The sequence below is a fragment of the Quadrisphaera sp. INWT6 genome, from assembly GCF_015390235.1.
In the GTDB taxonomy this organism is placed as follows: domain Bacteria; phylum Actinomycetota; class Actinomycetes; order Actinomycetales; family Quadrisphaeraceae; genus Quadrisphaera.
Genome location: NZ_VUOH01000002.1, coordinates 531,364 through 545,514, shown reverse-complemented (window position 1 = coordinate 545,514; position 14,151 = coordinate 531,364). Strand labels below are relative to the sequence as shown.

At 75.5% G+C, this 14,151-nt stretch carries 10 protein-coding genes and 1 pseudogene; 8 read left to right on the top strand and 3 right to left on the bottom strand.

Annotated elements, in window-relative coordinates; translation table 11 throughout:
- Positions 1-105: 105 nt before the first annotated feature.
- From F1641_RS07390 to cofG, 8 genes and pseudogenes are all read left to right on the top strand, one after another.
- Entirely contained in the window at positions 106-1,785 is a 1,680-nt protein-coding gene (locus F1641_RS07390) for an ABC transporter ATP-binding protein (RefSeq protein ID WP_194904074.1), read from the top strand.
- Positions 1,782-3,074 carry an ABC transporter permease gene (locus F1641_RS07385; protein WP_194904073.1) on the top strand — a complete coding sequence of 431 codons (1,293 nt, stop codon included), beginning with the start codon at positions 1,782-1,784 and terminating at the stop codon, positions 3,072-3,074. Before F1641_RS07390 ends, F1641_RS07385 begins: the two co-directional genes overlap by 4 nt.
- Positions 3,071-4,384, top strand: coding sequence for an ABC transporter permease (locus F1641_RS07380; RefSeq protein WP_194904071.1), 1,314 nt, complete (start codon positions 3,071-3,073; stop codon positions 4,382-4,384). Before F1641_RS07385 ends, F1641_RS07380 begins: the two co-directional genes overlap by 4 nt.
- Positions 4,385-4,393: 9 nt before the next feature.
- Positions 4,394-4,813, top strand: a complete 420-nt coding sequence (locus F1641_RS07375) for a cytidine deaminase (RefSeq protein WP_194904069.1) — start codon at positions 4,394-4,396, stop codon at positions 4,811-4,813.
- A 233-nt stretch (positions 4,814-5,046) separates the two neighbouring features.
- Positions 5,047-6,357: a thymidine phosphorylase gene (locus tag F1641_RS07370; protein WP_194904067.1), complete on the top strand. Its 1,311-nt coding sequence runs from the start codon at positions 5,047-5,049 to the stop codon at positions 6,355-6,357.
- A 49-nt stretch (positions 6,358-6,406) separates the two neighbouring features.
- Positions 6,407-7,480: an adenosine deaminase gene (locus tag F1641_RS07365; RefSeq protein WP_194904065.1), complete on the top strand. Its 1,074-nt coding sequence runs from the start codon at positions 6,407-6,409 to the stop codon at positions 7,478-7,480.
- 121 nt (positions 7,481-7,601) lie between these two features.
- Complete coding sequence (locus F1641_RS07360) at positions 7,602-8,054, top strand: VOC family protein (protein ID WP_255514201.1); 453 nt, start codon at positions 7,602-7,604, stop codon at positions 8,052-8,054.
- A 27-nt stretch (positions 8,055-8,081) separates the two neighbouring features.
- Positions 8,082-9,377 (top strand): annotated as a pseudogene (cofG, locus tag F1641_RS07355) (7,8-didemethyl-8-hydroxy-5-deazariboflavin synthase CofG); the annotation flags it as partial.
- A gap of 13 nt (positions 9,378-9,390) precedes the next feature.
- Here cofG and F1641_RS07350 read toward each other — a convergent pair.
- The 3 genes from F1641_RS07350 to F1641_RS07340 form a co-directional block, all read right to left on the bottom strand.
- Complete coding sequence (locus F1641_RS07350; RefSeq protein ID WP_194904061.1) at positions 9,391-10,920, bottom strand: NAD(P)/FAD-dependent oxidoreductase; 1,530 nt, start codon at positions 10,918-10,920, stop codon at positions 9,391-9,393.
- A 2-nt stretch (positions 10,921-10,922) separates the two neighbouring features.
- Complete coding sequence (locus tag F1641_RS07345; RefSeq protein ID WP_206690742.1) at positions 10,923-11,900, bottom strand: FO synthase; 978 nt, start codon at positions 11,898-11,900, stop codon at positions 10,923-10,925.
- 186 nt (positions 11,901-12,086) lie between these two features.
- Complete coding sequence (locus F1641_RS07340) at positions 12,087-14,132, bottom strand: M13 family metallopeptidase (protein WP_194904059.1); 2,046 nt, start codon at positions 14,130-14,132, stop codon at positions 12,087-12,089.
- Positions 14,133-14,151: the final 19 nt, after the last annotated feature.

Sequence of the window (14,151 nt, the reverse complement as noted above, 5' to 3'; positions counted from 1 at the left end):
GGCCCCCCGGGTACCGTCCCGGGGGCCCTGGCCGTGTGGCACGACCTGCCGGACGAGCAGCCGGCGACCAGCCGGACCGGCCCAGGAACGGAAGGAGGTGCGGGCGTGGAGCTCGCACTCAAGGGCATCACCAAGCGCTTCGGCTCGCTGGTCGCCAACGACGCGATCGACCTCGTCGTCGCCCCGGGCGAGGTGCACTGCCTGCTCGGCGAGAACGGCGCCGGCAAGAGCACCCTGATGAACGTCCTGTACGGGCTGTACCGCCCCGACGAGGGCCAGATCGTCGTCGACGGCCGGCCCGTGGAGCTCTCGGGCCCCGGTGACGCGATGGCCGCGGGCATCGGCATGGTCCACCAGCACTTCATGCTCGTCCCGGTCTTCACCGTCGCCGAGAACGTGGTGCTGGGCAACGAGCCGGTCAAGGGCGGCCTGCTCGACCTCGCCACCGCCCGCCGCCGGGTGCGCGAGCTGTCCGACCGCTACGGCCTCGCCGTCGACCCCGACGCCCGGGTGGAGGACCTGCCCGTCGGCGTCCAGCAGCGCGTCGAGATCCTCAAGGCCCTGGTGCGCGACGCGAAGGTGCTCATCCTCGACGAGCCCACCGCGGTGCTCACCCCGCAGGAGACCGACGAGCTGATCGCGATCATGCGCCAGCTCACCGCGGCGGGGACCTCCATCGTCTTCATCACGCACAAGCTGCGTGAGGTCCGGGCCATCGCCGACCGGATCACCATCGTGCGCCGCGGGAAGATCGTCGGCTCGGCCGACCCGACCGCCGCCGAGAACGAGCTCGCGGCGCTCATGGTCGGTCGCAGCGTGAGCCTGGGCGTCGAGCGCGCGCCCGCGACGCCGGGTGAGGTCACGGTGCAGGTGCGCGACCTCGTGGTCCGCGACGCCACCGGCGCCCGCGTCGTCGACGGCGTCGACCTCGACATCGCCCGCGGCGAGGTGCTCGCCGTCGCCGGGGTCCAGGGCAACGGCCAGACCGAGCTGACCGAGGCGATCGTCGGGCTGCAGCCCGACGTGAGCGGGTCGGTCCGCCTCGTGGGGCAGGAGCTGGTGGGCTTCTCGACCCGCGCGGTGCTCGACGCCGGCGTGGGCTTCGTCCCCGAGGACCGCACCCACGACGGGCTGGTCGGCAGCTTCTCCATCGAGGAGAACCTGGTGCTCGACCGGCACACCCAGCGGCCGTTCGCCAAGGGCCCCGCGATGGACCGCCGCGCCCTGCGCAGCAACGCCACCCGCCTGGTGGGGGAGTACGACGTCCGCGCGTCGGGTCCGGCCGTCGCCGCCGGCACCCTCTCGGGCGGCAACCAGCAGAAGGTGGTGCTGGCGCGCGAGCTGTCGCGCCCGCTGCAGCTGTTCATCGCCTCCCAGCCCACCCGCGGCCTCGACGTCGGCTCCATCGAGTTCGTGCACTCGCGGATCATCGCCGAGCGCGACGCCGGCACCCCGGTGCTCATCGTCTCCACCGAGCTCGACGAGGTGCTGGCCCTGGCCGACCGCATCGCGGTCATGTACCGCGGGCGGGTCGTGGGCGTCGTCCCCGGTGAGCGCGCCGGCGCGACCGGCGGCGCCGGTGAGGGCGCGAACCTCCGCGACGTGCTCGGCCTGATGATGGCGGGCGTGCCCGCCGCGGAGGCCGCCGAGCAGGCGGCGCGCAACCCCAGCGAGGTGGAGGCCGCCGCGGACGACGCCGCCGACGCCCCCGCCACCTCCACGGCCAGCACCCCCGCACACACCCCCGCGGACACCCCCGCAGACACGGACGGGACGGCGCGATGAGCACCCCCACCCCCGGCCCGCAGGTGCCCCCGGGCGGCTCGCCCGGCGCGCCCGGGTCGTCGGGAGCCCCGGCTCCCTCCTCGACCACCAGCCCCGACGCCCCGGGCCGTGCGGCCGCGTGGCTCTCCGACGCCCGCCAGAGCACCTGGCTGGTCTTGGTGCTCGCGGTCCTGTCGGCCTTCGTCCTCGGCGGGCTCCTGATCGCCGTCACCGACCAGGCCACCCGCGACGCCTCCGGCTACTTCTTCGCCCGCCCGCAGGACGCGCTGAGCGCCGGCTGGACCGCCGCGACCGACGCCTACGGGGCGATGCTGCGGGGCGCGGTCTTCGACCCGCAGGCCCGCAGCACCACGGCGGCGTTCCGGCCCATCACCGAGACGCTCGTCGTCGCCAGCCCGCTGATCGCGGCCGGTCTCGCCGTGGCGCTCGCGTTCCGCGCCGGGCTGTTCAACATCGGCGCCCAGGGCCAGCTGATCGTCGGCGCGATGCTCGCCGGCCTCGTCGGCTTCCGCCTCGACCTGCCCCTGGTGGTGCACCTGCCCCTGGCGGTGCTGGCCGGCGTGGTCGGCGGCGCGCTGTGGGGCGGGATCGTCGGCCTGCTGCGGGCCCGCACCGGCGCCCACGAGGTGATCGTCACGATCATGCTCAACTACGTCGCGGTGTACCTGCTGGCCTACGCGCTGACCACGCCGGGCTTCCAGCGCGAGGGGTCCTCCAACCCCATCAGCCCGCCGGTGGCCGACTCGGCCGCCTTCCCGCTGCTGCTCGGCCCCAGCTTCCGGCTGCACCTGGGCTTCCTCCTGGTGCTGGTGGCCGCGGCGCTGGTCTGGTGGCTCCTGGAGCGCAGCACGGTCGGCTTCAGCTGGCGCGCGGTGGGGGCCAACCCGGCCGCCGCCCGCACCGCGGGCATGTCCGTCTCCTGGGCCTTCGTCGGCGTGATGCTCGCCTCGGGCGCCCTCGCCGGCCTCGCCGGCGCGGTGCAGCTGCTGGGCACGGAGCGCTCGCTCAGCGGCGGCATCGCCGGGCAGATCGGCTTCGACGCCATCACCGTGGCGCTGCTGGGCCGCTCCAAGCCGCTGGGGGTGGTCCTGGCCGGGCTGCTCTTCGGCGCGCTGCGGGCCGGGGGCGTGCTGATGCAGGCCTCCACGAGCACCCCGATCGACATCGTCCTCGTCGTCCAGTCGGTGATCGTGCTGCTCATCGCGGCACCGCCGCTGGTGCGCACCGTCTTCCGGCTGCAGCCGCGCCGACGCGCGGCCGCGACCACGACCAGGAGCGCCGCCGCATGACCACCCCCACCACCGCCCCCGTGCCCGCCTCCGGCGGCCCCGCGGGAGCCCCCGCGGCCGGCGACGGGCCGGCGGCCCCCGCCGACCGGCTCAGCCCCCGCACCGCCATCACCTACGCGGTGCTGACGGCGCTGGCGCTGGTGCTCTTCGCGCTCAACGCCCCGGACGGCTCGTCGCGGTTCCGGCTCTCCGGTGGCAACGACGCCGTCCAGCTGCCCGAGCTGCCCCTGCCGGGAGCGGCCTTCGGCTGGCTGGTGGTGCTCGTCTGCCTCGGGGTCACCCTGTGGGTCGAGCGCGAGCGCCGGGCCGGCCGCCGCGCCGGCGTCTGGGCGCCCGCGGTCTTCGCCGCCGCCTGGCTGGCGGGCTTCCTGGTCTGGGTGGTCGCCGGCCAGACCATCAGCCTGGTGGGCCTGCTCGCCGGCGGCCTGGTGCTGTCCGTGCCGATCGTCCTGGGGGCCCTCGGCGGCGTCGTGTCCGAGCGCGCCGGCGTCGTCAACATCGCCATCGAGGGCCAGCTGCTCGCGGGGGCCTTCGGCGCCGCGGTCGTGGCCAGCGCCACCGGCAGCGCCTACGCCGGGCTGGTCGCCGCGCCGCTGGCCGGTGCTGCGGTGGGCCTGCTGCTCGCGCTGTTCGCCATCCGGTACGTGGTCAACCAGATCATCGTCGGCGTCGTGCTGAACGTGCTGGTGATCGGCCTGACCAACTACCTGTTCACCACCCTGCTGTCGGGCAACCCGTCGCTGAACTCCCCGCCGGGGCTGCTCCCGGTGGCGGTGCCCCTGCTGTCGGACATCCCGCTGCTCGGCCCGGTGCTCTTCAACCAGTCGATCATCGTCTACATCACGTACGCGCTGGTCGCCGTCGTGCACGTGGCGCTCTTCCGGACCCGCTGGGGCCTGCGGGTGCGCGCCGTTGGCGAGCACCCCAAGGCCGCCGACACCGTCGGCATCGACGTGAACCGCACGCGGTTCATCAACGTCGTGCTGTCGGGGGCGCTGGCCGGACTGGGCGGGGCGATGCTCACCCTGGGCGTCGGCCTGGCCTTCGGCGAGGAGATGAGCGCCGGCAAGGGCTACATCGCCCTGGCGGCCATGATCTTCGGCCGGTACACGCCCATCGGCGCCCTGGTGGCGGCCCTGCTGTTCGGCGTCGCGACCAACCTCCAGGACATCCTGGCCTCGATCGCCACCCCGGTGCCCTCGCAGTTCCTGCTGATGGCCCCGTACCTCGCCACCGTGTTCGCCGTCGCCGGACTGGTGGGGCGCGTGCGCGCCCCGGCCGCCGACGGCGAGCCCTACGTCAAGCAGTGAGGACCCCCGATGAGCTCTGAGCAGGTGGCCGGGCACGACGTCGACTGGGACGGCCTGCTGGCCGCTGCCCGCGAGGTGCAGCAGCGGGCGTACGCCCCGTACTCGAACTTCCACGTGGGCGCCGCCGCGCTCGTCGACGACGGGCGCGTGGTCACCGGCTGCAACGTCGAGAACGCCGGGTACGGCGTGACGCTGTGCGCCGAGTGCGGCCTGGTGTCGTCGCTGGTGTCCGGCGGCGGCGGGCGCCTGGTGGCGTTCGCGTGCGTCGGCGGCGACGACGCGCGGCAGATCATGCCGTGCGGACGCTGCCGGCAGCTGCTCTACGAGCACGGCGGGCGCTCGCTGCTGGTCTCGACGCCGGAGGGCGTCCTGACCATGGCCGAGGTGCTGCCGCAGGGCTTCGGCCCCGAGGAGCTCGAGCGCGGCTGACGCCCTCGGAACCGCAGCCGAGCGCCTGGATGCGGTCCGGTGGGGGTCGGGAACCGCAGCCGAGCGCCTGGATGCGGTCCGGTGGGGGTCGGGAACCGCAGCCGAGCGCCTGGCTGCGGTCCGGTGGGGTCGGGAACCGCAGCCGAGCGCCTGGATGCGGTCCGGTGGGGGTCGGGAACAGCAGCCGAGCGCCTGGCTGCGAACGGCGGGGTCCCCAGTGGCAGGGTGAGCGGGTGAGCCAGACCACCCCCGCGACCGAGCCGCACGACGCCGTCGAGGTCATCGCCGCCAAGCGCGACCGCCACGAGCTGACCGACTCGCAGATCGACTGGGTGGTCGATGCCTTCACGCGCGGAGCGGTGGCCGACGAGCAGATGAGCGCGCTGGCCATGGCGGTCCTGCTCAACGGGATGGACCGCCGCGAGATCTCCCGCTGGACCGCAGCGATGATCGCCAGCGGTGAGCGCCTCGACTTCTCCGGCCTGAGCCGCCCCACCGCCGACAAGCACTCCACCGGCGGGGTCGGCGACAAGACCACCCTGCCCCTCGCCCCGCTCGTCGCGGCGTGCGGCGTCGCGGTGCCCCAGCTGTCGGGCCGCGGGCTCGGCCACACCGGCGGCACGCTGGACAAGCTCGAGGCGATCCCCGGGTGGCGGGCGGCGCTCTCCAACGACGAGATGCTCGCCCAGCTCGAGGACGTCGGGGCCGTCGTCTGCGCCGCGGGCTCCGGCCTGGCCCCGGCGGACAAGAAGCTCTACGCCCTGCGCGACGTCACGGGCACCGTCGAGGCGATCCCGCTGATCGCGAGCTCCATCATGAGCAAGAAGATCGCCGAGGGCACCGGTGCGCTCGTGCTCGACGTCAAGGTCGGCACCGGCGCGTTCATGAAGACCCGTGCCGACGCCGAGGAGCTGGCGCGCACCATGGTCGACCTCGGCACCGACGCCGGCGTGCGCACGGTGGCGCTGCTGACGGAGATGTCGACGCCGCTGGGCCTCACCGCCGGCAACGCCCTGGAGGTCCGCGAGAGCGTCGAGGTGCTCGCCGGGGGCGGTCCGCGCGACGTCGTCGACCTCACCCTGGCGCTCGCCCGGGAGATGCTCGCGGCTGCGGGCCGCGGTGACGTCGACCCGGCCGAGGCCCTCGCCGACGGCCGCGCCATGGACGTGTGGCGGCGGATGGTCGCGGCCCAGGGCGGTGACCCCGACGCGGCGCTGCCGGTCGCGGAGCACACCCACGAGGTGCGTGCGGGGGCCGACGGCGTGCTGACCCGCCTCGACGCCATGGCCGTGGGCCTGGCGGCGTGGCGCCTGGGCGCCGGGCGCGCCCGCGCGGGGGAGCAGGTGCAGGCCGCGGCCGGCGTCGAGCTGCGCGCCAAGCCCGGTGACGCCGTGCGCTCCGGTGACGTGCTCGCGGTGCTGCACACCGACACCCCTGAGCGCTTCGAGCGGGCGCTGGCCGCGCTCGAGGGCGGGTGGGACGTCGCCGCGGGCGCCAGCACCGCCGCGACCGCGCCCGACGTCGTCCTCGGCCGCATCGGCTGAGCCGCCACCTGGGCCGGGCCCCGTCGGGGGCCCGGCCTAGCCTGGCGCCATGACTGAGCTGCGTGAGCGCCTGGCCCGGGCCCCGAAGGTCGTGCTGCACGACCACCTCGACGGCGGCATGCGCGCCTCGACCCTGCTGGAGCTGGCCGACGAGATCGGCCACGAGCTGCCCGAGAGCACGCCCGAGGCCCTCGCCGCCTGGGTGCAGCGCCAGGCCGACTCCGGCTCCCTGGTCAGCTTCCTGGAGCCGTTCTCGCACACCGGCGCCGTGCTGCAGACCCCGCACGCGCTGGAGCGGGTGGCGCGCGAGAGCGTCCTCGACCTCGCCGCCGACGGCGTGGTGCTCGTGGAGAGCCGGTTCGCCCCCGAGCTGTCGACGGCGGGTGGCCTGAGCATCGAGGAGGTCGTCGACGCCGTGCTGGCCGGGCTGCACGCGGGGGCGGCGGAGTCCGCCGACGCGGGCCGACCGATCCGCGTGGGCGCGATCGTGTGCGCGATGCGCCAGGCCGACAGGTCGCTCGAGGCCGCCCGGGCCGCGCTGTCGCGGCGCGACGCCGGGGTGGTCGGCTTCGACATCGCCGGCCCGGAGATCGGCTTCCCCGCCACCGACCACGCGGAGGCCTTCACGCTGCTGCGCGAGGAGCTGTTCCCCTTCACCGTGCACGCCGGCGAGGCCGTCGGGCCCGAGTCGGTGGCGCAGGCGCTCGGGCTCGGGGCGGCGCGCCTCGGCCACGGCGTGCGCATCCTCGAGGACGTCACCGTCGGCGCCGACGGCAGCGCCCTGCCCCGCTTCGGGCGCACGGCCGCCTACGTGCGCGACCGCCAGGTGCCGCTCGAGGTCTGCCCGCGCTCCAACACCCAGACGGGCACCTCGGAGTCCATCGCGCAGCACCAGGTCACGGCGCTGCGCGACCTGGGCTTCACCATCACGCTGTCGAGCGACGACCGGCTCTGGACCGGCACCACCCTCACCGACGAGATGGTGCTGCTCGCCGAGGAGGCGGGCTGGGGCTGGGACGACTTCCGCCAGGTCACCCTCGACTCCCTCGACGCCGCCTTCGTGCCGCAGGACGAGCGCATGGCGCTGCTGGAGCACGTCGTGCTCCCCGGCTGGGCCGACTGACCCCACCCCCCCTCCGACCGTGGTGCCAGTGGGCGTCCGCCACCCCGGGGTGGCGGACGCCCATGATCACGAGGGGTGAGGGGTTCCGGGGTGTCGGTGGGCGGTGCCACGCTGCGGAGGCATGAGCGACGACGACGTCCAGACGGCCCCCCGGTCCACCCTCGTCTCGGGTGACCCGATGGAGACCCCGGCCACCAGCACCCTGCGCACCAGCCTCGAGCTGGTCATGGTCGGCGTCTCCGACGTCGACGCCGCCAAGCGCTTCTACGCCGAGGTGCTCGGCTGGGGGTGCGACCACGACGTCCGCGTCAGCGACGAGCTCCGCTTCGTCCAGGTGACCCCGCCCGGCTCCGGCTGCTCCATCGCCTTCGGCACGGGCATCACGCCGCTGCGCCCGGGAGACCAGAAGGGGCTGCAGGCTGTCGTGCCCGACGTCGACGCCGCCCGAGCCGACCTCCTGGCGCGCGGCGTCGAGTGCACCGGGGTCGACGAGATGGCCTGGGGCCGGTTCGCCTTCTTCACCGACCCGGACAGCAACGCGTGGATCCTCCAGGAGGTCCCCGCGCGGGGGTGACGCGCGCGGCCGACCTAGCCTCATGAGGTGAGCACCACCCTCCCCGCTCCGACGCTGCCGCCGAGCGAGCGCGCCGTCGAGGCCGCGCTGCGCACCGCTGAGGCAGGGGAGCACCTCGAGCCCGACCAGGCCGAGGCGCTGCTCGCGGCCCGCGGCCTGCGCGACGGCGACCCCCTCGACAGGCTGCTGCGCCTCGCCTCGGCGGTGCGCGACGCCGGCCTGGCCGCCGCGGGGCGGCCCGGCGTGGTGACGTACTCGCGCAAGGTGTTCGTCCCGATCACCACGCTGTGCCGCGACCGGTGCCACTACTGCACCTTCGTCGACACCCCGCTCCAGCTCGCGCGCGCCGGCCGCGCCCCGTTCATGACCGAGGACGAGGTGCTCGCCCTGACCCGCGACGGCGCGGCGCTGGAGTGCAAGGAGGCGCTCTTCACCCTCGGCGACCGGCCCGAGGCCCGCTGGCCGGAGGCGCAGCAGTGGCTGGACGCCCACGGCTTCGCCTCCACGCTCGCCTACGTGCGCCACCTGGCCGTGCGGGTGCGCGAGGAGACGGGGATGCTCCCGCACCTCAACCCCGGCGTGATGACGGCCGACGAGCTGGCCGACCTCCGCCCGGTCGCGGCGTCGATGGGCATGATGCTCGAGACCACCAGCCGCGAGCTCTTCGAGCGCCGGGGCGCGGCGCACTTCGGCAGCCCGGACAAGGACCCCGCCGTCAGGCTGCAGGTGCTGGAGGACGCCGGCGCCGCCGTCGTCCCCTTCACCACCGGCGTGCTGCTCGGCATCGGGGAGACCCCGGCCGACAGGGTCGACTCGCTGCTGGCGCTCGCGGACACCGCGCGCCGCCACGGGCACGTCCGCGAGGTGATCGTGCAGAACTTCCGCGCCAAGCCCCGCACCGCGATGCGGGGCGAGCCGGACCTCGCGCTGCAGGAGTACGCCGCCGCGCTCGCCGTCTCGCGGCTGCTGCTGGGGCCGGGCCTGCGCATCCAGGCGCCGCCGAACCTCTCCGCCACCGACGACGACGGGACGGAGCTGGCGCTGCTGCTGCGCGCCGGGGTGGACGACTGGGGCGGCGTCAGCCCCCTCACCCCCGACCACGTCAACCCCGAGCGCCCGTGGCCGCACCTCGACGACCTCGCCCGGTGGTCCGCGGCGTCGGGGTTCGAGCTGCGCGAGCGCCTGGCGCTGCAGCCCGAGCACGCCCTCGACGCCGCCACCTGGCTCGACCCGGAGGTCGCGCCCGCGGTCACCGCGCTGATGGGCCCCGACGGGCTCGCCGTGCAGGGTCGCCGCCCGGTGGGCGCGGCCCCGCGCCGTCCCGCCGCCTGAGGGGTCAGCTGGCGGCGCCGTAGGGGGCGGGGTCGAACGAGGCGTTGCGGGCCCGGAACTCCGCCACCGACGCCGGCCACAGCAGCGCCAGGCGTCCGTTGCGGTCGTCGCGGTACCAGCTGGTGCAGCCGCCGTCCTCCCAGACGGTGCCCGCGGCCATCGCGTCGACGTCACGCAGGTACGCCGCCTCGGCGTCGTCGCTGACCTCCAGCGGCGCGGCCCCCGCTCCGGCGCGAGCCAGGTGGTCGAGCGCTCCCAGCACGTGGTCGACCTGCGCCTCCAGGAGGTCGACCGCCGAGGAGTGCCCCAGCACCGCGTGCGGCCCGCCGAGCAGGAACAGGGCGGGGAAGCCCGGCACCGCCGTCGACGCGTACGCCCCCATGCCTCCGGCCCAGCGCTGCGCCAGCGAGCGGCCACCACGGCCGTGGAGCCGCTCGGCGATCGGCGGGCGCGTGGTGGTGAAGCCCGTGGCCAGCACCAGGGCGTCGAGCCCGTGCCGCTGCCCGGACCGCGCGACCGCCGTGCGCCCGCGGGGCCCCTCCAGGCGGTCGAGGGCGGTCGGCTCCAGCGCCACGTCGTCGCGCAGCAGCGCGGGGTAGAAGTCGTCGGAGAGGAGGACGCGCTTGCACCCCACCTCGTAGGCGGGGGTCAGCGCGCGGCGCAGCGGACCCTCGGGCACCTGCGAGGCGAGGTGCGCCAGCGCCCGGGCGCGCAGCGCGTCGAGCGCGGGCCTCTCACGACGCCGGGCGGCGATGCCGCTGTCGAGCTCGGCGAGCAGCTCGCTGCGCAGCGCGACGACGGCGGCCGGGTCGCGCTCCAGCGCGGAGCGCTCCGCGGGCGGCACCTCGGCGTCACGACGGGGGACCACCCAGGGCGCGCTCCGCTGGAACACCACCACCTGCTCCGCGACCCCCGCCAGCTGCGGCACCACCTGCACCGCCGACGCGCCCGTCCCGACGACGCCGACGCGCAGGCCCCTCAGGTCGAGGTCGTGGTCCCAGCGGGCGGTGTGGACGACGGGCCCGTCGAAGCCGTCGAGCCCCGCGACGTCGGGGTCCCGCGGCTCGGCGAGGCGCCCGACGGCGGTGACCAGCACCCGCGCGGTCACCCGCAGCTCGCCGTCGGGGGTCGCGGCGGTGACGCGCCAGCGCCCGGCGTCGTCGTCCCACGTGGCGTCGAGGACGTCGGTGCGCAGCCGCAGGTGGGGCTCCAGGCCCTCCTCGCGGGCGCTGGTCCGCAGGTAGTCCTGCACCTGGGCGCCGCGGGCGTAGCGGTGGGTCCAGGCCGGCTGCGGGCGGAACGTGTAGGCGTACAGCGGTGCGGGCACGTCGCAGGCGACACCGGGGTAGGTGTTGTCGCGCCAGGTGCCGCCGACGTCGTCGCCCCGCTCCAGCACCACGAAGGTCTCCCGGGCGCGGCGGCGCAGCTTGATGGCCGCGGCCAGGCCGGCGACCCCGGCGCCGATGACGGCGACGTCGACGCTGAGGTGTTCGGGAAGCCCATGATCACGGTCAGGAGTGTGCGTGGATCCCATGATCACGGGAGGGGGAGGGGGAGGCGGCGCTCCGGGGGGACGTCGGCGTACGTCGTGGTCCGCTGCCGCGGTGTCCGCCCCAGGCGCGACGCCACGGCGACGACGTCGGCGGCCACCAGCTGCAGGCCCGCCTCGGCGCCGGCGTCGGGGCGCAGGGCGCCGTCGAGGAGCAGACCGCCGAGGTCGTCGGCGCCGCCGCGCAGCACCTGCTCGACCAGCGGGGTCGTGCCGCCGCCGAGCTTGGTCCAGGCCACCTGCACGTGCGGCACGCTCCCCGCCCCGCCAGCGGCCATCAGCAGGCGCGCCACGGCGTGCAGCGCCCGCGTCTCACGCGCCGCGGGACCGGGCGCGCTGCGCGGCAGGCCAGCCGGCAGCGGGTCGGGCAGGGGAGCGGTCAGCGCCGGCACCCACGGCATGAGGATGAGCTCGGTGAAGCCCGCCGTGCGCCGCTGCACCTCCTGCAGCCGCCGCAGGTGCGCCACCTGCTGCGCCGGCGTCTCCAGGTGGCCGTAGACGAGCGTGGCCGTCGATGGCAGGCCCACCTCGTGGGCGGTGCTGACGAGGTCGACCCACTCCTGCGAGGTGAGGTCGGGCTGGCCGGGCGGTGCGAGCGCCGGACGGAGCGCGTCGTTGAGCACTCGCGCGCCTGTGCCCGGGACCGAGCCCAGCCCGGCCTCGCGGGCGGCGGTGAGCCACTCCCGCGGCGTGCGTCCCGAGCGCGCCGCGGCGTCGGCGACCTCCGTGGGTCGGAACGCGTGCAGGTGCAGCTGCGGGGCGCGCTCGTGCAGCGCCCGCACCAGGTCGAGGTAGCCGTCGTCGCGCCCCCGGGTGCCTGACGACGACGGCGGGAGCGGGCCCTGCACGCACAGCTCGGTGGCGCCCAGCGCGACCGCCTCGTCGACCAGGGCGTCGCGCAGCTCGGCCTCGCGCGAGCCGGGAGGCCCGGCCACCACCGCCGTCGTGAGGTTGCGGTTGACCACGAAGGTCAGCTCGCCACCCCCCGGCTGGTTCCCGCGGACGGCGTCGGCCAGGGCGCACAGCGCCTCGAGGTCGTCACCGTCGGCGCCCAGCAGCTGCTGGTACCCCGCGGTCGTCGAGCCCCGGGTCCTGCGGTCCGCCGTGGCCGTAGCGCGCGAGCAGGTGGAGCAGCTGCTGGTGGGGGGAGCTCACCAGATGCGCACCCGCTGCTCGAGCGGGGTGAAGAGGGCGTCGCCCTCGACCACGCCGAACGCCTCGTGGAAGGCGTCGAGGTTGGTGACCACGGCGTTGCAGCGCAGGTCGGCGGGGGAGTGCGGGTCGATGGCGAGCCGCCGGCGCACCTCGGCCTCGCGGGTCTTGGTGCGCCACACCTGCGCCCACCCGATGAGCACGCGCTGGGTGGCGGTGAACCCGTCGAGCTCGGGCCCGTCCTGCAGGCCCGCCTGCTCCAGCGCGATCCGGTAGGCCTTGAGCGCGATGGTCAGGCCGCCGAGGTCGCCGATGTTCTCGCCCACGGTCAGCTCGCCGTTGACGTGCGCGTCCGGTGCCTCGCGCGGCGACAGCGCCGCGTACTGGGCGACGAGCGCGGCCGCGCGGCGCTCGAACTCCTCGCGGTCGGACGGCGTCCACCAGTCGACGAGGTTGCCGGAGCCGTCGTACTTGGAGCCCTGGTCGTCGAAGCCGTGGCCGATCTCGTGGCCGATCACCGCGCCGATGCCGCCGTAGTTGGCGGCGTCGTCGGCGTCGGCGTCGAAGAACGGCGGCTGCAGGATCGCCGCGGGGAAGACGATCTCGTTCATCACCGGGTGGTAGTACGCGTTGACGGTCTGGGGCGTCATCAGCCACTCCGACCTGTCGATCGGCTGCCCGATCTTGGCCAGCTCGAAGGCGGTCTCCCACTCCCCGGTGCGCCGCACGGTGCCGACGAGGTCCTCGCCGTCGACCACGAGGGAGGAGTAGTCCTTCCAGCGGTCGGGGTAGCCGATCTTGGGGGTGAAGGCCGCGAGCTTGGCCAGGGCCTTCTCCCGGGTCTCCGGGCTCATCCAGTCCAGCGTCGAGATCGACTGCCGGTACGCCTCGACGAGGTTCTCGACCAGCTCGACCATGCGGACCTTCGAGCGCGGCGGGAAGTGCCGCTCCACGTACAGCTGGCCCACGGCCTCGCCGAGGGTCCCCTCCACGAACGAGACGCCGCGGCGCCAGCGCTCGCGCAGCTGCGGCGTGCCCGAGAGCGTGCGCCCGGAGAAGTCGAACTGCTCCTCGACGAGGTCGGACGAGAGGTACGGGGCGAGGCCGCGCACCAGGCGCACCGAGAGCCAGGCCCTCCACTGCTCCATGGGCCGCTCCGCCACGAGCGCGGCGGCGCCGGTCACGAACGACGGCTGGCGCACGACCACCTCGGCCAGCGCGTCGGCGCTGACGCCGGGCAGGCGGCTGGCCGGCTGCCCGCCCTCGACGTCGAGGTCGAGCAGCGCCGCCCGCCACGCCTCCCAGTCGAGCCCGGGGGCGCTCGCCACCAGCTCGGCCCAGGTCTTGAGCGTGTACGTCTTGTGCGCGTCGCGGCGCGAGACCCGGTCCCAGCTGACGCCGGCCAGCGCTGTCTCGAGGTCGAGGACGGTCGCTCCCAGGGGCTCCAGCCCCGCCAGCGCGCACAGCCTGTCGAGGTGCTCGACGTACTTCGCGCGCACCTCGGCGTGCTCGTCGAGCCGGTAGTACGCCTCGTCCGGGAGGCCGAGCCCGGCCTGCTCGGCGTAGACGACGTAGCGGGAGGAGTCCTTGGCGTCGGGGGAGACGTACGCCGCCACCAGCGCCACCAGGCCCTCGCGCTGGTAGCGGCCCACGAGGGCGGCCAGCGCCGAGCGGTCGGCGACGGCGGCGACCTCGGCCAGCAGCGGCTCCAGCGGTGACGCCCCCAGGGCCTCCACGCGCTCGACGTCCATGAACGCCCGGTAGGCGCGCCCCACCTGGCCCAGGGACCCGCCGGCGGCCTCGCCGGTGGTGGCGGTCGGGGCGCTCGCGGCGGCCTCCTCGACGATGGCGCGCACCTGCTCCTCGGCGGCGTCGAACAGCGCCCGGAAGGCGCCGTCGGAGGAGCGGTCGGCCGGGATCTCGTGCGCGGCGAGCCAGGAGCCGTTGACGTGGCCGAACAGGTCGTCCTGGGGGCGCACGGCGGCGTCGACGTGGGCGAGGTCGAGACCGGACCCTGTCGAGGGCTGCGTCGGGGAGGTGGCCATGCCCCATCCTCCCTACTGT

Excerpts from the sequence above, each read along its gene's own strand:
- F1641_RS07385 (WP_194904073.1), top strand. The coding sequence starts at position 1,782 with ATGAGCACCCCCACCCCCGGCCCGCAGGTGCCCCCGGGCGGCTCGCCC.
- F1641_RS07380 (WP_194904071.1), top strand. The coding sequence starts at position 3,071 with ATGACCACCCCCACCACCGCCCCCGTGCCCGCCTCCGGCGGCCCCGCG.
- F1641_RS07375 (WP_194904069.1), top strand. The coding sequence starts at position 4,394 with ATGAGCTCTGAGCAGGTGGCCGGGCACGACGTCGACTGGGACGGCCTG.
- F1641_RS07365 (WP_194904065.1), top strand. The coding sequence starts at position 6,407 with ATGACTGAGCTGCGTGAGCGCCTGGCCCGGGCCCCGAAGGTCGTGCTG.
- F1641_RS07360 (WP_255514201.1), top strand. The coding sequence starts at position 7,602 with ATGAGCGACGACGACGTCCAGACGGCCCCCCGGTCCACCCTCGTCTCG.
- F1641_RS07350 (WP_194904061.1), bottom strand. The coding sequence starts at position 10,920 with ATGGGATCCACGCACACTCCTGACCGTGATCATGGGCTTCCCGAACAC.
- F1641_RS07340 (WP_194904059.1), bottom strand. The coding sequence starts at position 14,132 with ATGGCCACCTCCCCGACGCAGCCCTCGACAGGGTCCGGTCTCGACCTC.